The sequence below is a fragment of the Promicromonospora kroppenstedtii genome (assembly GCF_044389675.1).
GTDB lineage: Bacteria > Actinomycetota > Actinomycetes > Actinomycetales > Cellulomonadaceae > Promicromonospora > Promicromonospora kroppenstedtii.
The window spans coordinates 83448-104624 of sequence record NZ_JBIRYI010000017.1; the positions used below are offsets into that span (position 1 = coordinate 83448).

The following is a 21177-nucleotide window of genomic DNA, read 5'->3' on the forward strand; positions in this document are numbered from 1 at the left end:
CCCGTGGCCGGTGGATCCCAGCGCGTCTATAAGGCACGGATCAAGTCGACGCAGTCGCTGAAGAAGATGTTCCGTGCGCAGGAGCTCATCGCCGCGTCCCGCATCGGCAAGGCCCGTGCGCGGACGGCGGCCGCGGCACCGTACGCGCAGGCGATCACCCGTGCGGTCTCGGCGGTCGCCACGCACACCGACATCGACCACCCGCTCACGCGGGAGGTCGCCGGCGCCAAGCGCGCCGCGGTGCTCGTGGTGTCGTCGGACCGTGGCATGGCGGGTTCCTACCCGGCGTCGATCGTCCGTGAGGCCGAGCGGCTGACCCAGCAGCTCGCGGCCGAGGGCAAGGAGGTTCTCCTCTACGTCACCGGCCGCCGGGCGATCTCGTACTACACGTTCCGCGGTCGGGAGACCGAGAGGACGTGGACCTACGGGTCGGAGCGTCCGTCGGCCGAGGTCGCCGAGGAGATCGGGCAGGCGCTGCTCGAGAAGTTCCTCGCGGACGAGTCCGAGGGCGGCGTGTCGGAGCTGCACGTGGTCTCCACGCAGTTCGTCAACATGGTGACGCAGCGTCCCCACGTGGTGCGGATGCTGCCGCTGGAGGTCGTCGAGGGCGTGGTGGAGGCGGACGAGCACGAGGTCCTGCCGCTCTACGACTTCGAGCCCTCCCCGGAGGCCGTGCTCGACGCACTGCTCCCGCGGTACGTGGACCAGCGCATCTACGCGGCGCTGCTCGACGCCGCCGCGTCGGAGCTGGCCGCCCGCCAGCGCGCCATGCACACGGCCACGGACAACGCCGAGGACCTGATCCGTACGTACACCCGACTGGCCAACCAGGCCCGCCAGGCCGACATCACCCAGGAGATCAGCGAGATCGTCTCCGGTGCCGACGCCCTGGCGTCCTGAACAGACCGAACAGACTCCCCGCCGGAGGACCCTCCGGCCCACCGAAGCGAGGCAAGTATGACCGCCACCACCGTGGAATCCACGGTCGAGCACACGAGCGGGCCCGGCACCGGCCGGGTCGCTCGGGTGATCGGCCCCGTCGTGGACATCGAGTTCCCCGAGGACGCGATCCCCGACATCTACAACGCGCTGACCGTCGAGATCGACCTGTCCGGCCAGGGCGAGGACGAGAACACGTTCACCCTGACCCTCGAGGTCGAGCAGCACCTGGGTGACTCCCTGGTGCGCGCCATCGCGCTCAAGCCGACCGACGGCCTGGTCCGCGGCGCCCTGGTCACCGACACCGGCTCGCCCATCAGCGTGCCCGTCGGCGACGTCACCAAGGGCAAGGTCTTCAACGTCACCGGCGAGGTCCTGAACCTCGAGGAGGGCGAGAAGTTCGAGGTCACCGAGCGCTGGCCGATCCACCGCAAGCCCCCGGCCTTCGACCAGCTCGAGTCGAAGACCACGATGTTCGAGACGGGCATCAAGTCCATCGACCTGCTGACCCCGTACGTCCAGGGTGGCAAGATCGGTCTCTTCGGTGGTGCGGGCGTCGGCAAGACGGTCCTCATCCAGGAGATGATCCAGCGTGTGGCCCAGGACCACGGTGGTGTGTCCGTGTTCGCCGGTGTCGGCGAGCGCACCCGTGAGGGCAACGACCTGATCGCCGAGATGGACGAGGCGGGTGTCTTCGACAAGACGGCCCTCGTCTTCGGCCAGATGGACGAGCCGCCGGGCACGCGTCTGCGCGTGGCCCTGTCGGCCCTGACCATGGCGGAGTACTTCCGTGACGTGCAGCAGCAGGACGTGCTGCTGTTCATCGACAACATCTTCCGCTTCACGCAGGCCGGTTCCGAGGTCTCCACGCTGCTCGGCCGTATGCCGTCCGCCGTGGGCTACCAGCCGAACCTGGCCGACGAGATGGGCCTCCTCCAGGAGCGCATCACCTCGACGCGTGGTCACTCCATCACGTCGCTGCAGGCCATCTACGTGCCGGCTGACGACTACACCGACCCGGCCCCGGCCACGACGTTCGCCCACCTGGACGCGACGACCGAGCTCTCCCGTGAGATCGCGTCGAAGGGTCTGTACCCGGCGATCGACCCGCTGGCCTCCACCTCGCGCATCCTGGACCCCCGTTACGTGGGCCAGGAGCACTACGATGTGGCCACCGAGGTGAAGTCGATCCTGCAGCGCAACAAGGAGCTCCAGGACATCATCGCCATCCTCGGTGTGGACGAGCTCTCGGAGGAGGACAAGACGGTCGTCGCGCGTGCGCGTCGTATCCAGCAGTTCCTCTCCCAGAACACCTACATGGCCGAGAAGTTCACGGGTGTGGTGGGCTCGACGGTGCCGCTGTCGGAGACCATCGAGGCGTTCAAGAAGATCTGCGCCGGCGAGTTCGACCACATCGCCGAGCAGGCCTTCTACAACATCGGTGGCCTCGAGATGCTCGAGGAGAACTGGGCACGGATCCAGAAGGAGTACGGGGCCTGAGGTCTCGTACGTCCCCCCGTGCGTGATGCCGCCCCGCCGGACCCCTTAGACTCGGGCAACCCGGCAGGGGCGGCAGCACGCCCGCTACATCGGAAGGAGCTCTCGTGGCAGAGCTGAGCGTGGACCTCGTGTCCCTGGACCGCAAGGTCTGGAGCGGTGCGGCGACCCAGGTGAGCGCGCCGTCTGCGGACGGCCAGATCGGCATCCTGGCGAACCACACGCCGCTGCTGGCCGTGCTTCGCCCCGGCACGATCAAGGTGGAGACGGCGTCGGGCCCGGCCGTGGAGGCCACGGTCACCGGCGGCTTCATGTCCGTGGACAACAACCTCGTCACCCTCGTGGTCGACGAGATCTCCCTGGTCTGAGGGAGAGCGCGCGTGCCCGGCGTCGTATGGATCGCGATAGCGGTACTGGGGGCGCTCGCGCTCGTGATCGCGGCCGGGATCTCCCGGCTGCGGACCCTCTCCAGGAGGGTCGGATCGTTCGACTGCAGTGCCAGGGCGACCGGTAACCCCGAGGGTTCCTGGACGCCGGGCATCGCGCAGTACGCGGTGGGCCGGATCGAGTGGTGGCGGTGCTGGTCGCTGTCACCCCGTCCGGCCCGCACGTGGTACCGGGAGCGGCTCACCGTCACGAGCCGCACCCCGCTCGACCCGGACGAGCGTGGTCAGGGCGACCACTATCTCGTCCAGTGCCGGTACGACGGGCTCGACTTCGAGCTCGACCTCGCTGCCGGCGACTACTTCGGCCTCGCCTCCTGGCTCGAGGCCGCCCCTCCCGGACGACAGGATCTGGTTCTCTGATGCGGCTGGTCGTGGCAGACTGCTCCGCCCTCTACACGGGCCGCCTGACCGCGATGCTCCCGCAGGCTACGCGGCTGCTCGTGGTCAAGGCTGACGGCAGCGTACTCATCCACTCCGACGGCGGCTCGTACAAGCCCCTCAACTGGATGAGCCCCCCGTGCACCCTGACGGTGCGCGAGCCCTCCGAGGAGGCCGCCGAGCGCGGCGTCACCGAGGTGTGGACCGTCCAGCACGCCAAGTCGGACGACCGGCTCGAGGTCGAGCTGTTCACCGTCCACAGCGACTCCAGCCACGACCTGGGCATCGACCCCGGCCTCGTGAAGGACGGCGTGGAGGCGCACCTGCAGGAGCTGCTCGCCGAGCAGATCGCGCTGCTGGGCGACGGGCACACGCTCGTGCGCCGCGAGTACCCCACGGCGATCGGCCCCGTCGACATCCTCGCGCGGGACGGCTCCGGCTCCACCGTCGCCGTGGAGATCAAGCGCCGCGGCGACATCGACGGCGTCGAGCAGCTCACGCGGTACCTGGAGCTGCTGAACCGCGACCCGCTGCTGGCCCCGGTCCGCGGCGTCTACGCGGCCCAGGAGATCAAGCCGCAGGCCCGGGTCCTCGCCAAGGACCGTGGCATCGCCACGCTCCTGCTCGACTACGACGCCATGCGTGGCGTCGACGACCCGACGACGCGCCTCTTCTAGCCCGCCGGGCCCTGCGCGGAGCGTCCCGCGGCAGAGCGCTGCCCGGCGGATGGCAGGATGTCGGCCATGAGCGAAGTGGTAGTCGTGCGCGGGCGGTTGGTCCTGGCATCTTCCGTGGTGGACGACGGCGTCGTGGTCACCTCGGGTGGACGGGTCGAGTTCGCCGGCTCCGTGGTCGACGCCCTTGAGGCCGGTCACGGCCCTGCCCTGGAGCAGGTGCCACCGGCGCCAGGCACGTACGTGCTGCCGGGCCTCGTCGACCTGCACAACCACGGCGGGGGCGGCGCGTCGTTCCCCGACGTGACGACGGCCGCCGAGGCGCTTCCGGGCGTGCTGGAGCACCGCCGGCACGGCACGACGACCCTGCTGGCGTCGCTCGTGACGGCCCAGCCCGAGGTGCTGGTGCAGCGGGCGGCGGTGCTGGCCGAGCTCGCGGAGGCCGGCGAGATCGAAGGGCTGCATGCGGAGGGGCCGTTCCTGTCCTACCGCCGCCGCGGCGCCCACAACCCGGCTGACCTGCAAGAAGGCAGCGTCGAGCTGGTGGCGGACATGGCGCGGGCGGCCCGCGGGTACCTGCGCACGATGACCGTCGCCCCCGAGGTGCCGGGCGTGACCGGGCCCGGCGGAGTCGCCGAGGCGCTGGTCGAGGCGGGCGTGCTGCCCTCGCTGGGCCACACCGACGGGACCACCGAGCAGGCCGAGGCGCTGATCGAGCAGGTCACCGCCGCGCTGGGCGCCCCCATGACCGCGACCCACCTGTTCAACGGCATGCGCCCCCTGCACCACCGGCAACCCGGCCCCATCGCGGCCTGCCTGGCGGCGGCGGCCCGCGGCGACATGATCGTCGAGCTCATCGGCGACGGTGTCCATCTCGACCCGGCCACGGTGCGCTCGGTGTTCGATATGGTCGGCGCGGACCAGGTGGTCCTGGTGACCGACGCGATGGCCGCGGCAGGCGTGGCGGACGGCAGGTACGAGCTGGGCCCGATGTCGGTGGTCGTGCACGAGGGCGTCGCCCGGATCCCGACGCCGCAGGCCGCTCCCGGCACGCCCGAGGAGGAGGGGCCGATCGCCGGTGGCACCGCCCACCTGGTCGACGTGGTGCGGTGCGCGGTGCGTGGCGGCGTCCCTCTGGTCGACGCCGTGCGGTCCGCGACGGCGGTGCCGGCCCGGGTACTGGGCCTGGCCGGCGAGGTCGGGGCACTGGTGCCCGGCGCGCGCGCCGACATCCTGGTGACGGACGACGACCTGCGGCCGCTGCGGGTGCTGCGCCATGGTGTCAACGTGGATGTCGCCGGGGCGTAACGAGCCGCTGTTAGCGTTCCCCGCATGACGCCCGAAGTTTTCCTGCCCGGCCAGACGGTGGTGCGCCGCGAGATCATGCGCGGCGAGCCCTGGATCGCGATCCCGCAGGTCTGCGTGCAGGACGACGGCGATCTGCTGGTCACCTACACGCCCGGCGGCACCCCGCTGGCCTATCCGGCCACCGGCACGTTCCCGGTGGGGGAGCACCCGTGGAAGACCGCCGGCAGCAGGAAGTGGCGCGGCCACGGCCGCCTCGAGCTGCACTGGACCGGGGTCGAGCATTCTCTCTTCCTGTTCTGGGACGGGCCCGAACGTGCGTTCCAGGGCTGGTACTTCAACCTGGAGGACGCGCCGCGCCGCACGCCGATGGGGTTCGACACGCTCGACCACGAGCTGGACGTCTGGTGGGCGGCCGACGCCGAGACCTACGAGTTCAAGGACGTCGTGGAGTTCGAGGAGACCGGCCCCGCCCGGTACCCCGGACGCATGCCGCAGATCCGCGCCGAGGGTGCCCGGATCGCCGGCTTGCTCGACGCCGGGAAGATCTGGTGGGACAAGTCCTGGGCGGACTGGACGCCCGATTCCTCGTGGGAGCCCCGGGACGTGCCGGCCGACTGGGAGAGCGTGGCGTTCGAGGCACGCTGAGCGCCGCGGGCGGGACACGCCGGACGCGCCGGTCCGTCGGGCGATACCGACCGAATTCCGGTGGCATACCGGGTTCTGGACGCTACGGTCGGATCGTGCCCTCTTCCGTACCGCCTGCCTCCGCCCCCGGACCCGACGCCGCGCCCGATGCCCTGCCCGCGCTCGCCACGCCGGCGCGGGCCTACCGGTCGGACCCCGGCTGGCCCGTGGTCACCGCGCGCCTCACCCTGCGCCCGGTCGCCCCGGACGACGCCGAGGCGTTCCTCGCCTGGCGGTCGAGCCCCGACGTCGTGCGGTACATGTACCAGCCGCCGTGGGACCGGGCCACGGCCCGGACGAAGCTCCGCACGTGGTCCAGCGCCCCGTTCGAGGAGGCCGGTGACGTGCAGGTGCTCGCCGTCGAGTCGGACGGCGAGGTGGTGGGCGAGACGATGCTCAAGTGGGCGGCCGCGCCCCGGCAGGCCGAGGTCGGCTACGCCCTGCACCCCGACGTGAGCGGGCACGGCCTGGCCACGGAGGCGGTCCGGGCCACGCTCCGGCTCGCGTTCGAGTCCTACGGCTTCCACCGCGTGTTCGCGCGCATCGACGAGGAGAATCTCGGCTCGGTCCGCGTGGCCCAGCGGCTCGGTATGCGGCAGGAGGCCCGCCTGGTCGAGAGCGATGTCCGCGACGGCGTGTGGTCCACCGAGCTGGTCTTCGCGATCCTCGACCGGGAGTTCGCGGAGCGCGAGCTCAGCTGACGGTCAGCTCGGCCCGCACCCGCAGGTCCCCGGCGGACGGCCCGGACGCCACCGTGTAGGTGCCCGGCTGCAGCACCATCGCGCCGTCGTGCCGCACGGCGAGGGCGCCCAGGTCCAGCGGGACCGGCACCTCGGCCGCCGCGCCCGGGGCGAGCCGCACCCGCGCGTACCCGAGCAGCTGCCGCCGGGCCGCGGGGACCGGCAGGTCGGGCGAGAGACCGTGCACGGCGACGAGCTCGTCCACCGGGCGCTCCCCGGTGTTGCGCACGGAGACGACGGCGCCGGGCCTGCCCGCTGCGCCCGCGCCGTCGACGCCCGGGTCGGATCGGACCAGCCGCAGGCCCTCGTAGCGGACCTCCGTGTAGCTCAGCCCGTGCCCGAACCAGAACGCGGGCTCCGTCGCCAGGTGCCGGTAGGTGATGCCCTGGCGAGCCACGTCGTAGTCGAACAGGTCGCCGGCCTGCGCCTCGTCCGCCGGCCACGTCTGGGCGAGCCGGCCGTACGGCTCCGTGTCCCCGGACAGCACGTCCACCAGGCCGTTGCCGGCCTCCTGCCCGCCGTGCGCCGCCCAGACGAGCGCGCCCGTCGGCGCGCCGGCCTCCCCGGCCCCCAGCACCCCCGGCCCCAGCACGTACGGGTAGGACGACGTCACCACCAGCACCGCCGCCGGGCACGCCTCGCGCGCCACGCGCCAGAGCTCCGCCATCGGCTCCGGCAGCGCGAGCGACGTCCGGTCCTCGGTCTCGCGCCCGCCCAGGTGCGGGTCGTTACCGACGGCCACGAGCACCACGTCCGCGGCTGCCGCGACGCGCGCGACCTCGGCCTGTCCCGAGGAGACGGTGCGCCAGACGAACCGCTCGGCGTCCGCGAGCCGTGTGGCCTCGGCCACCAGCAGTCCCGACCCCAGCTGCACCCGCAGCCACCGCCCGCTCGCCACGTGCAGCAGCGACCATGTGCCGTCCGCGTGGTGGTGACGGCGGAACGACTCCTGCACCACCCAGCCGCCCACCCGCTCGGCGTCGGCCCTGAGAATCCAGCCCGCGCCCGTCAGGAGCCGCCCCGAGGCGACCGACCGGAGGGTGAGCACCCCGTCGCCCCAGTCGGTCACGTCGAGGTGGGCCGCCGCACCGGCGTCGGCGGCCGAGACCGTCACCTCGCCCGCGCCGTCGACGCTCACGTACCGGCCGGACGACGTGGCGCGCAGTGCCACCCGGTCGGCGCCGTCGGCGACGTCCACGACGGCGTCGGGGTAGCGGGCCGCGACCGCGCGTGCGAGCGGGACGGCGTAGGGCGGGGTACCGGAGTACCAGTCGGTGAGCACCCGGTCGGCCAGCGGCCCGACGACGGCGACGCGCCCCGGCGCGCCCAGCGGCAGCGTCCCGTCGTTGCGCAGCAGCACCACGGACTTCGCCGCCGCCTCGCGTGCCAGGACCCGGTGTTCCGGCAGGTCGATCGCGTCGGCCCCGATGCCCGCGTACGGGTCGGCGGTGCCGTCCAGCTCGCCCGTGCGCAGGCGCAGCTCCAGCATGCGCAGTGCGGCGGTGTCGACGTCGTCCTGCGTCAGCAGCCCGGCTGCCAGCGCCTCGCGCAGCCGGTCCAGCGTGACCGACGGGTCGGTGTCGTTGTCGGTGAAGGAGTCCAGCCCCGCGCGCACGGCCGCCGCGTGCGCCTGCGCGTGGGAGGCGTACGCCCGCTGGATCGTCACCAGGAACGTGGGCGCGCCGGCGTCGGACACGACGGCGACGGAACCGGGCGCCCAGGAGCGCAGCTCGGCCAGCAGGTCGCCCGACGTGTGTGCGGGAACCCCGTTGACCAGGTTGTACGACGGCATCACCGCGCCGGCGACCCCTGCCTCGATCGGCCCGCGGAAGGCAGGGAGCTCGTACTCGTGCAGCGTCCGCTCGGACAGGTTGGACGACGTCGCCGAGCGGTCCGTCTCGTTGCCGTACCCGAGGAAGTGCTTGAGGGCCGGGACCGTCTTCCAGACCGTCGGGTGGTCCCCGCGCAGCCCGGCGCAGTACGCCGTCGCCAGGTGGGACACGAGGCGCGGCTCCTCGGCATACCCCTCCTCGCCGCGACCCCAGCCGGGGTGCCGCAGCGGGTTCACCACGGGCGCCCAGACGTTCAGGGAGACCGCCGGGTCGGCCGCGTGCTTGGCCCGCAGCTCGGTGGCGACCAGGTCGCCGAGCCGGCGGAGCAGGTCGGCGTCCCACGTGGCGCCCAGCCCGACCGGCTGCGGCAGCACGGTGGCGCGGCCGAGCCACGCGACGCCGTGCAGGGCCTCGGCGCCGGTGTGGAAGGCGGCGAGGCCGAGCCGCTCGATCGCGGGCTGGTGCTGGTGCAGCAGGCTCAGCCGCTCGTCGGGGGTGAGGCGGTCCAGCAGGTCGCGGGCCCGGTCGGCCAGGGCTGCGGCGGGGTCGCGGAACAGGGGCTGCGTCTGGTTCGGCACGTCGTCGTGCTCCCTTGGCATCGGGTCGGCCTTGCGGCGTCGGGCTTGCGGCGTCGGGTCGAAGAGTAGGGCAAACCCTCGAAACGGTTCAATGATCAATTGCCCAATTGGGGCGAATCATTGCCTCGTGTTCAAGGTTTGCCCTACTGTTCTGCCAACGATGTAGGTCGAAGCGCTTCGACGTCGAACCGCGTGATCCGCCATCGTGTCCGGGCACACAGACGTGCCGCGCTGTCCACAAAGGAGTGAAGAGCCATGACAGCACCTCACCTGGCCGGCGGGCTGAGCCGCCGGTCGTTCCTCGGTTTCCTCGCAGTCGGTGCCGGCGTCGTCGGTGTACCGTCCCTGCTCACGGCCTGTACCAGCGGCCCGGCGAGCACCGCGCAGGGTGGCGGCACCGTGAGCTCCGGCGTCCTGCCCACCTACGTGCCGGTCGAGTACGTCAAGCCCGACTTCCCCTCCGTGAACGGCTCCACGGCCGGCTACGCGTCCATCCCGGAGGGGCTCGTCACGGCCTTCGCGACGCCGCCCGGGTCGGGCGGCACCTACTCGGCCATGACGCCGCTGTGGAGCGCCATCCCGAAGACGTCGGGCAACCCCTACTTCGACGCGGTGAGCGAGGCGATGGGCACCACCGTCGAGTTCCAGATCTCCGACGGCAACACGTACGGCGACAAGCTCGCGGCCGTGCTCGCCTCGGCCAAGGACGTCCCCGACTGGGTGTGCGTGCCCACCTGGAACTTCCCGCCCCGGTTCGCCCAGGCCGTCGACGCGCTCTTCGAGGACCTCACGCCGTACCTGTCCGGCGACAACGTCAAGAAGTACAAGAACCTCGCCAACATCCCCACGGACGCCTGGCGCTTCGGCGTCTTCAACGACAAGCTCTACGGCCTGCCGTTCCCGGGCGAGCTGGTCCACCTCGCGACGTTCTACCGGGCCGACCTGCTCGCGGAGCTCGGCATCACCGAGCAGCCGAAGACCGCCGACGAGTTCATCGAGCTCGCCAAGGAGCTGACCGACCCGGGCAAGAAGCGCTGGGGCTCGGCCGACCAGTGGATCACGGCGAACATGATGTTCGCGGTGCCCCCGGAGAAGGGCTGGAAGCTGGCCGACGACGGCTCGTTGGTCAGCCGTGTCGAGTCCGAGGAGTACCGGGCGGCGCTGGACTGGCAGGCCCGGCTGTACAAGTCGGGCGCGGTGCACCCGACGGCCGTGGCCGACAAGCCCGAGGAGATGAAGCCCCTCTTCGAGTCGGGGGAGATCCTCATCGTCAACGACGGCGTGGGCGGCTGGCACGAGTCGCTCGGCCGGGTGCTCCCGAGCAACCCGGACTTCGACCCGCGGCCGTTCGACCCGTTCGCCCACGACGGCGGCACGCCGCGGATCTGGAAGGGCGCCCCGGCAGACATGTTCTCGTTCCTGAAGAAGCGGGACGACAAGGCGCAGATCGAGGAGCTGCTGGCCGCCGCCGACTTCCTCGCCTCGCCGTTCGGCACCACCGAGTTCCAGCTCGTCAACTTCGGCGTCGAGGGCGAGCACTACGAGATCGACGGCGACGGACTGCCCCGGGCGACGGACGCCGCGGCGGACGACGTCGCGCCGTCGTACATCTTCCTGGTGGACCCGCCCAAGGTGAACGCGCAGGTGCAGTTCGACGGCTACGTCGAGGCCTACTGCACGTGGATGGCGGACGCCTCCCAGTACGTCGAGGAGCCCCTCTTCTACGGCAAGCAGATCACCGAGCCGTCGCAGTTCGCGTCGCTCGGCACACCGTTCGTCGACCTGGAGAAGGACATCGCGCGCGGCCGCAAGACCCTCGCCGACCTGGATGACGCCGTGGAGACGTGGCGCAGCAGCGGCGGTGAGGAGCTGCGGGCGTTCTACCAGGGCATCCTGGACGAGCAGTGACCGCCGCCAGCTCGCCGCCGGGCGCCCCGCCCCGGCGCAGGATCCCCTGGACCGTCCGGGCCCGGCGCGACCGCACGCTGCTGATCATGGTGGCCCCGGCCGTGCTCCTGCTGGCGGTGTTCGCCTACGTGCCGATGCTCGGCAACGTGGTGGCCTGGCAGGACTACTCGCCGTACGTCGGCATCCGCGAGAGCCCGTTCATCGGGTGGGCCAACTTCGCGCGCGTCCTGACCAACCCGCTCTTCCTCGACGCCGTGGCGAACACGCTGGTCATCACCGCGGTCCAGCTCGTGTTCTTCTTCCCGGTGCCGATCGTGCTCGCGCTGCTCCTGAACAGCGTGCTGTCACCCGGGCTGCGCACGACCATCCAGTCGATCGTCTACCTGCCGCACTTCTTCTCCTGGGTGATCGTCGTGACGATCTTCCAGCAGATCTTCGGCGGGGCCGGGATGGTGGCGACCCGGCTGCGCGAGGCGGGGTACTCGGGCTTCGACCTGATGACCAACCCCGACACGTTCCTGCTGCTGCTGACCGCGCAGTCGGTCTGGAAGGACGCGGGCTGGGGCATCATCATCTTCCTCGCGGCGCTCGCGACCGTCGACCCGCAGCTCTACGAGGCGTCGGTGGTCGACGGCGCCGGCCGGTGGCGACGGATGTGGCACGTGACCCTGCCCGCGCTGCGGCCGGTGATCATCCTGCTGCTGATCCTGCGGCTGGGCGACGCGCTCACCGTCGGGTTCGAGCAGCTCATCCTCCAGCGCGGTGCCGTCGGCACCGACGTCGCGGAGGTGCTCGACACGTTCGTGTACTACCAGGGCGTCGTGAACGGCGACTGGGCCTTCGCGGCGGCCGCGGGGCTCGTCAAGGGCCTGGTGTCGCTCGCCCTGGTGCTCGGGGCCAACAAGCTCGCCCACCTGGTGGGCGAGGCGGGGGTGTATCAGCGCGCATGAGTGCCGAGACCGACAACGAGAACGAGATCCGGACGACGCCGCCGGCACGGCGGGCGCCGTCGTCCACCACACCCGGGCCGGGCCGGGCCCGGCCGCCGGCGAGCGGCCCGAGCCGGTACCGCGCCCTGCTGCGCGGCCGGAACCGCCCGGTCTGGGAGGAGGACCCCAACCCGCTGGGCCTCCTGGTCAAGGGGGCCGCGCTGCTGCTCATCGTGGCCACGGTCGTCTACCCCCTGTACACGGTGGTGCTCACGAGCCTCTCCACCCAGGCGGACATCACCCGGTCCGGCGGCCTGGTCACGGTGCCGGGCGGTCTGACGTTCGCGGCCTACGAGCAGATCCTGTCCGGCGGGATCGTCACGCGGGCCACGATCGTGAGCATCGGCGTCACCGTGGTCGGCACCGTGCTCTCGACCACTGTGTCCGTGCTGGCGGCGTACGGCCTGAGCCGGCCGGGCTCCTTCGCCCACCGGCCCATCCTGTTCGTCTTCCTGATCACCATGTTCTTCGGCGCGGGAATGATCCCGACGTACCTGCTGGTGAGCAACCTGGGGCTGATCGACAGCTACTGGTCGCTCATCCTGCCGGGCGCCGTGAGCGCGTTCAACGTGCTCATCCTGCGGGCGTTCTTCATGGGCATCGACCGGTCGATCACGGACGCGGCCAAGATCGACGGCGCGGGGGACTGGCGCATCCTGGGACAGATCGTGCTGCCCATGTCGAAGGCCGTCGTGGCGGTCGTCGCGCTGTTCTACGGCGTCGGCTACTGGAACGCGTTCTTCAACGCCATGCTCTACATCAACGACAACGCGAAGTGGCCGCTGCAGCTCGTGCTGCGCTCCTACGTGCTGCAGGGCGTGACGCTGCCGGGCAGCGGCGTGGGGCAGGTCGACGTCGCCGACGGCGCCGTGACCGGGCTGCCGGTGAAGATGGCCGTGATGGTGCTGGCGATCGTGCCGATCCTGGTCGTGTACCCGCTGGTGCAGCGGCACTTCACGAAGGGCGTGATCTTCGGGGCCATCAAGGGATGAGCGGCGGCCCGCCCCCGCCGTCAGCCGACGTCGGCGGCAGGGCCGGGCGCCGAGCTGTCCCGCTCGGTCAGCACGGGGGCGAGCAGCCTCGTCTCGGACGGCTGCTCGCCCTCGAGGCGCGCCATCACCATGTCCACGGCCACCTTGCCGATGTCCTCGGCGGGCAGGTCGATGCTGGTCATCGGGATGCGCTGGGACAGCGCCACGTCCCGGGGGCAGACCGCCACCACGGACATGTCGGCGCCCACGACCAGGCCGCGCTCGGCGAGCCGGGCCAGCACGTGGGGGAGCGCGCCCTCGTTGTGCACCACGATGCCCGTGGTGTCCGGGGCGGTGGACAGCAGCGCGTCCACGGCCGCCGCGGCGCCCGCCGGCGACGAGTCGCAGGCCTCCACCTTGACCGTCACGCCCGAGCTGCGGGCCTGGTCGCGCAGGCCCCGCATCATCCGCTCGGCGTAGGACGTGTGCCGTCGCAGCACCTCGGGCGGCGAGCCGATGAGCGCGACGTCGGTGTGGCCCGCGTGCGCCAGGTGCCGCACGGCGAGCCGGCCCGCCGCCTCGAAGTCGAGGTCCACGCAGCTCAGCCCTTCCGGGTCCTGCGGCAGGCCGATGAGCACGGTGGGCTGCTTGGCGGCGGCTACCAGGGGCACGCGCGGGTCGTCGGCCTCGATGTCCATCATGACCAGGGCGTCCACCATCGAACCGCCGGTCACGCGGTCCAGGCCGCTCACGTCGTCCTGCGTGAGCAGCAGCACGTCGTGGTCGAAGTCTCGCGCCCGGGTGACGACGCCGGCCACGAACTGCATGATCACCGGCACGCTCACGCCCACGCGCAGCGGTGCCATGAGCGCTATGACGTTGGTCCGGGCGGAGGCCAGGGCCCGTGCGCCGGCGTGCGGCCGGTAGCCGAGCTTCTCGATCGCGCGCTCGACCCGGGCCCGGGTCGGCGCGGAGATGGGCCGCTTGCCGGACAGCACGTACGACACGGTCGAGGTCGAGACCCCCGCCGTCCTCGCGACGTCGTCGATCGTAGCCACGGTGCTCCATTCGCGTCGGTACCGGTCATCTGTCCGGGTGAGTGTGCCTGGTCCCGGTGCAGGTCGTGCCGTGCCGGGCACACCAGTGTGCCGCATGTTGGGGAAGCGCTTCGACAGAAGAGTAGCTGCCTCGACCGAAAATGCTACTGGACATTAGCGAGGGCCTGGGGCTAGCGTGTTGAACCGCTTCGACGATCCGGACGCGGGAGTCCGGGCCCGACCAAGGAGATGCAATGAAGCACAAGCGGACGATGACGGCCGTGGCGGCGGCGATGGCCGGCGCCCTGGCACTGACCGGTTGCACCGGCCAGGGCGGCGCCGGCGGTGGCGACACCGACGACAGCACGCTCACCATCTGGCACTACGAGAACGAGGACTCGGCGATGGGCAAGGCCTGGGCCAAGGCCATCGAGATCTTCGAGGAGGAGAACCCCGACGTCACGGTCGACGTCGAGAAGCAGACGTTCGAGCAGATCCAGAAGAACGCCAAGATCGTGCTCACGGGCGACGACGTGCCCGACGTCATGGAGTTCAACAAGGGCAACGCGACCGCGGGCCAGCTCGCGGCGCAGGGCCTGCTCGCCCCGCTGACCGACGCCGCCACCGAGCGCGGCTGGGACGAGAAGCTGTCCGGCTCGCTCGCCACCACGGCCACCTACGACGAGCAGGGCCTGATGGGCTCCGGCGAGTGGTACGGCGTGCCGAACTACGGCGAGTTCGTGGGCGTCTACTACAACAAGGAGATGCTGGCCGACCTCGGGCTCGAGGTGCCGACCACCCTCGACGAGTTCGAGGACGTGCTGGCCGCCTTCAAGAAGGAGGGCATCACGCCCCTGGCCGAGGCCGGCGCCGAGTACCCGCTGGGCCAGCTCTGGTACGAGCTCGTGCTCGCCTACGGCGACCGTGCGCTGGTCGACGACTACCAGCTCTTCGCGAACGACGTCGACTTCCACAACGAGGCGATGACGAAGGCCACCGAGAAGCTCGACGAGTGGATCGACAAGGGCTACATCGCCTCCGACTCCGCGGCCCTCACGGCCGAGGACATGGGCGTCTCGTTCATCGACGGCACCTACCCGCTCATGGTCAGCGGCTCCTGGTGGTTCGGCCGCCTCGCCGCCGAGACCGAGGCCGACTGGGGCCAGTTCAACTTCCCGGGCAACACGCTGCACACCGGCTCGTCCGGAAACCTGTGGGTGGTCCCCGCGAACGCCGACTCCCCGAGCCTGGCCGAGGAGTTCATCGACATCACGCTGCGTCCCGAGGTGCAGAACGTGCTGGCCACCGAGGGCGGCCTGCCCGTGGCGGGCGACCCCTCGGTGATCGAGGACGAGCGCACCCGCGAGCTGACCGAGAACTTCCAGGCGATCCTCGACGAGGACGGCCTCGCGTACTACCCCGACTGGCCCGTGGCCGGCTACTACGACGTGCTCGTCAGCGAGCTGCAGTCCCTGGTCAACCGGTCCAAGACGCCGGACGAGGTGCTCGACGGGCTGCAGAGCTCGTACGACGAGGGCAAGGCCGACCTGCTCGATGGCTGACACCGCCCTGACCGAACGGCGCTCGCGGGCGGACGACCGCCCGCGAGCGTCGCGCGGGACGCGCCGTCGTCGGCCGCAGTGGGTGGGGTACCTGCCCTACCTGCTGCCCGGCGCGGTCGCGTTCGGCGTCGTGATCGGTTACCCGCTGCTGACCAACGTGTACTTCAGCCTGTTCAAGTGGCGCGGCGGCATGGCGCCGCTGCGGTGGAACGGGCTGGGCAACTACGTGGACCTGCTGGGCGACGACAAGTTCTGGACGTCGTTCGGCAACTCGCTCGCGATGATCGTCGCGATGGTGCTGGTGCCCACGCTGCTGGGCCTGGTCCTCGCGGCGGTGCTCTTCGACTACCTCGGGCGGCGGTTCGGGGAGCGCGTCTCGTCGGTGCTGCGCGCCACGTACTACCTGCCGCAGATCCTGCCCGTCGCCGTGGCGGGCGTGCTGTGGAACTGGATCCTGAACTCCCAGACCGGCGCCCTGAACGTGATCCTGCGCGGGCTGGGCGTCGAGACGCCGCCCAACTGGCTCGGTGACCCCTCGACGGCCCTGCCGTCGGTGATGCTCGTGCTGATCTGGGTGCAGATGGGCTACCCGGTGGTCATCTTCATGGCGGCCCTGCAGCGCGTGGACCCGGAGCTCTACGAGGCGGCCGAGCTCGACGGCGCCGGCTGGTGGGACCGGTTCCGGGCCATCACCGTGCCCCAGATCCGCCCCGAGACGTTCGTGGTGACCCTGACCTGCACCGTCGCGGCCCTGAAGGTGTTCGGGCCCATCTACGTGCTCACGCGCGGCGGGCCCGAGAGCTCGACCCTCGTGCCGAGCTACTACTCGTACCTGAACTTCTTCGACAAGTCCCAGGTCGGCTACGGGTCCGCTATCGCCACCGTGCTCACGCTCGTGATCGTGGCCGTGGCACTGATCATCCTCGGCCTGCAGAACCGGGCCGAACGACGTGAGAGGGAGGGGGTCTGACATGGCCGCCGTCGCAACGGACCCGCGGCCCGCGCAGGTGCGGGCCACCGCCGTCGACTCCCGGTACCGCCGGGGTGCCGGCCGCTGGCTCGTCCTGGCCGCCGCGGTCCTCGTGGGGCTCGCGGTGCTCGCACCGTTCGGGATCATGCTGCTCAACGCCTTCAAGTCGCCGCAGGACTACGCGGCGAACGGGCCGCTGTCCCTGCCGTCGTCGCTCTACCTGGACGGCGTGGTCGCCTTCTGGGAGCGCACCGACTTCCCGGTCAAGCTGTGGAACTCCGTGTTCATCTCGGCCCTCGTGGCCGTGGGCGGCGCGCTGCTGTCGCTGCTGAACGCGTACGCGATCGGCATCGGCCGGGTGAAGGGGCGGCTGTGGATCATCGCGCTGTTCCTGCTGGCGAACATGCTGCCGCAGGAGGCGCTGATCTACCCGCTGTTCACGATGGCGCAGTCGGTGGGTCTGTCGAACTCGCAGTGGTCGGTGATCATCATCTTCACCGTGATCCAGTCGGCGTTCGGCACCTACCTGCTCTCGTCCGTGCTCGGCACGTTCCCGCCCGCGCTGCTGGAGGCGGCCGCGCTGGACGGTGCCAGCCGCTGGCGCATCCTCTGGCAGGTCGTGTTCCCGATCGTGCGGCCCACGCTCTCGGTGCTGATGATCTTCTTCTTCATCTGGACCTGGAACGAGTTCTTCATCCCGCTGGTCATGCTCACCAGCAACGACACCCAGACCATCCCCATCGCCCTGGCCTCGCTGCAGGGCGACCGGATGATGGACGCGCCCACGATCAACGCGGGCTCGCTCGTGTCGCTGGTGCCGGCCGTCATCTTCTTCCTGATCTTCCAGCGCACCCTGACCCGGGGCGTGACCGCCGGGGCGGTCAAGTGACCCCGGTCCACCACACGGCCATCCAGAGACGAGTGAGGCCCAACCCATGAGATTCACCGACGGCTACTGGCAGCTGCGCCCCGGCGTCGAGGTGCTCCGTCCCCGCGACATCGACTCGGTCGAGGCGGGCGACGAGACGCTGACCGTCTACGCGCCCACCGCGCCGATCACCAAGCGCGGCGACACCCTGAACCGTCCGCTCGTGACCGTCACGTTCGACGCCCCGGCCGACGACGTCATCGGCGTGCGCATCGAGCACCACCAGGGCCGCCGCGACCCCGGGCCGCACTTCGCGGTCAACCGGGAGCCGGGCGTGGTCAAGGTCGTGACGCCCGCCGCTCCGGGTGAGGGCCCTGCCGAGCTCACCTCGGGCGGCCTCACGGCCCGCGTGTCGACGGACGGCGAGTGGCGGGTCGACTTCGTGGCCGGCGGCGAGGTGCTCACCACGTCGTCCGCCCGGAGCGTCGGGCTGGCCAGCACACCCGAGGGCGACTTCGTGCACGAGCAGCTCGGGCTGTCCGTGGGCGAGCACGTCTACGGCCTGGGCGAGCGGTTCGGCGCGTTCGTGAAGAACGGCCAGAGCGTCGACGTCTGGAACGAGGACGGCGGCACCGCGAGCGAGCAGGCCTACAAGAACGTGCCGTTCTACCTGACCGACCGCGGCTACGGCGTGTTCGTGGCCCATCCGGAGAAGGTCTCGTTCGAGGTGGGCTCCGAGGTGGTCAGCCGCACCCAGTTCTCCGTGCCGGGGCAGACGCTCCAGTACTACGTGATCCACGGGCCCACCCCGGCCGAGATCCTGCGCCGGTACACGGCGCTGACGGGGCGGCCCGCCGTCGTCCCCGCCTGGTCGTACGGCCTCTGGCTCTCCACGTCGTTCACCACCGACTACTCCGAGTCCACGGTCATGAGCTTCGTCGACGGCATGGCCGAGCGGGACATCCCGCTCTCCGTGTTCCACTTCGACTGCTTCTGGATGCGGCAGTTCCACTGGTGCGACTTCGTGTGGGACCCGGCCACGTTCCCGGACCCCGAGGGCATGCTGGAGCGGCTGCACGACCGCGGCCTGAAGGTCTGCGTGTGGATCAACCCGTACATCGCCCAGCGCTCCCACCTGTTCCGGGAGGGCGCGGAGAAGGGCTACCTGGTCACCACGGCGAACGGCGACGTCTGGCAGTGGGACAAGTGGCAGGCCGGCATGGCGCTGGTCGACTTCACCAACCCCGATGCCGCCGCCTGGTACCAGGACAAGCTGCGCGTGCTGCTGGACCAGGGCGTGGACTGCTTCAAGACCGACTTCGGCGAGCGCATCCCCACCGACGTCGTCTGGCACGACGGGTCCGACCCGCAGCGCATGCACAACTTCTACGCCTCGCTCTACAACAAGACGGTCTTCGACCTGCTGGAGGAGGAGCGCGGCACGGGCGAGGCCGTGCTGTTCGCGCGGTCGGCGACGGCGGGCACCCAGGCGTTCCCGGTCCACTGGGGCGGTGACTGCGAGTCCACGTTCGTGTCCATGGCGGAGTCCCTGCGCGGCGGCCTGTCGCTGTCGCTGTCCGGGTTCGGCTACTGGAGCCACGACATCGGCGGCTTCGAGGGCACGCCCGACCCGGCGGTGTTCAAGCGGTGGACGGCGTTCGGCCTGCTGTCCTCGCACTCCCGCCTGCACGGCTCCAGCTCGTACCGCGTGCCGTGGGCGTTCGACGACGAGGCGGTCGACGTCACGCGCAAGTTCACCCGCCTGAAGATGCGGCTCATGCCGTACCTCGGCGGGGCCGGCGCCGCGGCTGCCGGAGCGGGGCTCCCCGTGATGCGGCCCATGGTGCTGGAGTTCCCGGCCGACCGGACCGCGGCCACCGTCGACACGCAGTACATGCTGGGGTCGTCGCTGCTGGTCGCGCCCGTGTTCGGGGAGTCCCGCGCGGAGTACTACCTGCCCGAGGGGGAATGGACCCGCCTGGCGGAGGTGGCGGCGGACGGCCTCGCCGAGACCGTCAGCGGTTCGCGGTGGGTCACCGAGGAGCACGGCTTCGACACCCTGCCCGTGCTCGTGCGGCCCGGCACCGTGCTGCCCGTCGGGGCGCGCGACGACCGGCCCGACTATGCCTGGGCCGAGGGCGTGACGTTACGCTGCACCCGTCTGCCCGAAGGGTTCGACGAAGAGATCCTGGTCCCCGGTGGCACCGGCGCCCCGGCGACGTTCCGTGTGCGGTACGAGTCCGGCGTCGTGCACGTGACCAGTGCTGACGCTCCTGGCGAATGGAGCGTCGAGAACGATGGCAAGACCGTTCGGGCCACCGGCCCGGGAGAGGTGGCACTGTGAGTGCACGGAAGTTCCCCACTGATTTCCTCTGGGGATCGGCGACCGCGTCGTACCAGATCGAGGGTGGTGCGACCGAGGGCGGACGTGGTCCGTCCATCTGGGACACGTTCTCGCACACGCCGGGCCGGACGCTGAACGGTGACACGGGTGACGTCGCCGATGACCACTTCCACCGGTGGCAGGAGGACATCGAGCACATCAAGAACCTGGGCCTGGGCGCCTACCGGTTCTCGATCGCGTGGCCGCGGGTGCAGCCGGGCGGCTCCGGCGAGTTCAACGCCGAGGGCATCCGGTTCTACTCGGACCTCGTGGACGGTCTGATCGCCGCGGGCGTCAAGCCCGTCGTCACGCTCTACCACTGGGACCTCCCGCAGGAGCTGGAGGACGCCGGCGGCTGGACCAACCGCGAGACGGCGTACGCCTTCGCGAGGTACGCGCGGCGCATGGCCGAGGAGCTCGGCGACCGCATCGACGTCTGGACCACGCTCAACGAGCCGTGGTGCACGGCGTACCTGGGCTACGGCTCCGGCGTGCACGCCCCGGGTCGCACCGAGTCCCTGGCCGCGCTCCAGGCGGTGCATCACCTCAACCTGGCGCACGGTCTCGCCGTCCAGCAGATCCGCGAGGTGCTCGGCGACGCCGCCAAGACCTCGATCACACTGAACCTGCATGTCTTCCGGCCGGACGACCCGTCGTCCGAGGCCGACCAGGCCGCGGTCCGCCAGGTCGACGCGCTGGCCAACCGGGCGTTCCTCGGGCCGGTCCTGGAGGGCGCCTACCCGGCGGACCTGCTGGAGAACACGGCGTCGGTCACGGACTGGTCGTTCGTGCAGGACGGCGACCTCGAGATCACCAGGCAGCCGCTCGACGTGCTGGGCGTCAACTACTACTCGACCGCCCGCGTGCGGCACTTCTCGGGCGAGGGGGAGCGGCAGCAGGCCGACGGGCACAAGGATTCCGCCGGCACCCCGTGGATCGCGGCCGACGACGTCGAGTTCCTGCCGCAGCCCGGCCCCTACACGGCCATGGGCTGGAACATCGAGCCCGCCGGCCTCACTGACCTGCTGGTGTCGCTGCGCGACAGCTACCCCGACCAGCCGCTCATGGTCACCGAGAACGGCGCCGCGTTCGCGGACACCGTCGTGGTCGAGGACGGCGTGGCCCGCGTGCACGACGTCGAGCGTGTCTCGTACCTGCACGACCACGTCGAGGCCCTGGGCCTCGCGCGCGACAAGGGCGTGGACGTGCGCGGGTACTTCGCGTGGTCGCTGCTCGACAACTTCGAGTGGGCCTACGGGTACGAGCGCCGGTTCGGCATCATCCGCGTGGACTATGACACCCTGGAGCGCACGTGGAAGGACTCGGCGCACTGGTACCGCCGCCTGGCCACGAGCAACACGCTCCCTGCCACGTCGGACGCGCTTCCGATCGAGTGAACGTAGGGATCGTCGG

18 protein-coding genes are annotated in these 21177 nt (G+C 71.0%); 16 read left to right on the forward strand and 2 right to left on the reverse strand.

All coding sequences use genetic code 11. The annotated features are described in order from the left end of the window. Positions 1-3 precede the first annotated feature (3 nt). From ACH47X_RS23145 to ACH47X_RS23180, 8 genes are all read left to right on the forward strand, one after another. Positions 4-900 (forward strand): F0F1 ATP synthase subunit gamma, encoded by an 897-nt coding sequence (locus tag ACH47X_RS23145; protein WP_036966021.1) that lies wholly within the window; start codon positions 4-6, stop codon positions 898-900. Between the two features lie 57 nt (positions 901-957). After that, complete coding sequence (gene atpD, locus ACH47X_RS23150; RefSeq protein WP_397407313.1) at positions 958-2439, forward strand: F0F1 ATP synthase subunit beta; 1482 nt, start codon at positions 958-960, stop codon at positions 2437-2439. A 104-nt stretch (positions 2440-2543) separates the two neighbouring features. Beyond that, entirely contained in the window at positions 2544-2804 is a 261-nt protein-coding gene (locus tag ACH47X_RS23155; RefSeq protein ID WP_036966029.1) for a F0F1 ATP synthase subunit epsilon, read from the forward strand. 12 nt (positions 2805-2816) lie between these two features. Further along, entirely contained in the window at positions 2817-3242 is a 426-nt protein-coding gene (locus ACH47X_RS23160) for a DUF2550 domain-containing protein (protein ID WP_020017630.1), read from the forward strand. Then, positions 3242-3937: an endonuclease NucS gene (gene nucS, locus ACH47X_RS23165; protein ID WP_020017629.1), complete on the forward strand. Its 696-nt coding sequence runs from the start codon at positions 3242-3244 to the stop codon at positions 3935-3937. Before ACH47X_RS23160 ends, nucS begins: the two co-directional genes overlap by 1 nt. A 57-nt stretch (positions 3938-3994) precedes the next feature. Beyond that, the gene (locus ACH47X_RS23170) at positions 3995-5242 is read left to right on the forward strand and encodes an N-acetylglucosamine-6-phosphate deacetylase (RefSeq protein ID WP_397407316.1); all 1248 of its coding nucleotides are present in this window, start codon (positions 3995-3997) and stop codon (positions 5240-5242) included. A 24-nt stretch (positions 5243-5266) separates the two neighbouring features. Continuing rightward, on the forward strand, positions 5267-5887 hold the full coding sequence (locus ACH47X_RS23175) for a DUF402 domain-containing protein (RefSeq protein WP_397407318.1): 621 nt from the start codon (positions 5267-5269) through the stop codon (positions 5885-5887). A gap of 95 nt (positions 5888-5982) precedes the next feature. Beyond that, positions 5983-6627, forward strand: a complete 645-nt coding sequence (locus ACH47X_RS23180; protein ID WP_084800549.1) for a GNAT family N-acetyltransferase — start codon at positions 5983-5985, stop codon at positions 6625-6627. Here the strand turns inward: ACH47X_RS23180 and ACH47X_RS23185 are convergent. After that, entirely contained in the window at positions 6620-9097 is a 2478-nt protein-coding gene (locus tag ACH47X_RS23185; protein WP_397407320.1) for a glycoside hydrolase family 3 C-terminal domain-containing protein, read from the reverse strand. The genes ACH47X_RS23180 and ACH47X_RS23185 overlap by 8 nt on opposite strands. A 234-nt stretch (positions 9098-9331) precedes the next feature. Between ACH47X_RS23185 and ACH47X_RS23190 the strand changes: the two genes are divergently transcribed. The 3 genes from ACH47X_RS23190 to ACH47X_RS23200 are packed head-to-tail and all read left to right on the forward strand — an operon-like array spanning position 9332 to position 12965. Further along, a complete protein-coding gene (locus ACH47X_RS23190; RefSeq protein WP_397407322.1) occupies positions 9332-10984 on the forward strand; it encodes an extracellular solute-binding protein in 1653 nt (550 codons plus the stop codon). Beyond that, positions 10981-11934 (forward strand): ABC transporter permease, encoded by a 954-nt coding sequence (locus ACH47X_RS23195; protein WP_036966044.1) that lies wholly within the window; start codon positions 10981-10983, stop codon positions 11932-11934. Before ACH47X_RS23190 ends, ACH47X_RS23195 begins: the two co-directional genes overlap by 4 nt. After that, a complete protein-coding gene (locus ACH47X_RS23200) occupies positions 11931-12965 on the forward strand; it encodes a carbohydrate ABC transporter permease (RefSeq protein ID WP_397407325.1) in 1035 nt (344 codons plus the stop codon). The genes ACH47X_RS23195 and ACH47X_RS23200 overlap by 4 nt, the downstream gene beginning before the upstream one ends. A gap of 20 nt (positions 12966-12985) precedes the next feature. Here the strand turns inward: ACH47X_RS23200 and ACH47X_RS23205 are convergent, their stop codons facing one another. Continuing rightward, positions 12986-14002: a LacI family DNA-binding transcriptional regulator gene (locus tag ACH47X_RS23205; RefSeq protein WP_397407327.1), complete on the reverse strand. Its 1017-nt coding sequence runs from the start codon at positions 14000-14002 to the stop codon at positions 12986-12988. Positions 14003-14235: 233 nt separating this feature from the next. On the opposite strand from ACH47X_RS23205, the gene ACH47X_RS23210 reads away from it, so the two are divergent. The 5 genes from ACH47X_RS23210 to ACH47X_RS23230 are packed head-to-tail and all read left to right on the forward strand — an operon-like array spanning position 14236 to position 21161. Then, positions 14236-15543 (forward strand): ABC transporter substrate-binding protein, encoded by a 1308-nt coding sequence (locus ACH47X_RS23210; protein ID WP_397407329.1) that lies wholly within the window; start codon positions 14236-14238, stop codon positions 15541-15543. Continuing rightward, the gene (locus ACH47X_RS23215) at positions 15536-16513 is read left to right on the forward strand and encodes a carbohydrate ABC transporter permease (protein WP_397407331.1); all 978 of its coding nucleotides are present in this window, start codon (positions 15536-15538) and stop codon (positions 16511-16513) included. Before ACH47X_RS23210 ends, ACH47X_RS23215 begins: the two co-directional genes overlap by 8 nt. Before the next feature lies 1 nt (position 16514). After that, positions 16515-17402, forward strand: coding sequence for a carbohydrate ABC transporter permease (locus tag ACH47X_RS23220; protein ID WP_036966056.1), 888 nt, complete (start codon positions 16515-16517; stop codon positions 17400-17402). A gap of 46 nt (positions 17403-17448) precedes the next feature. After that, complete coding sequence (gene yicI / locus ACH47X_RS23225; protein ID WP_397407333.1) at positions 17449-19725, forward strand: alpha-xylosidase; 2277 nt, start codon at positions 17449-17451, stop codon at positions 19723-19725. Beyond that, a complete protein-coding gene (locus tag ACH47X_RS23230) occupies positions 19722-21161 on the forward strand; it encodes a GH1 family beta-glucosidase (protein ID WP_397407335.1) in 1440 nt (479 codons plus the stop codon). The genes yicI and ACH47X_RS23230 overlap by 4 nt, the downstream gene beginning before the upstream one ends. Positions 21162-21177 lie beyond the last annotated feature (16 nt).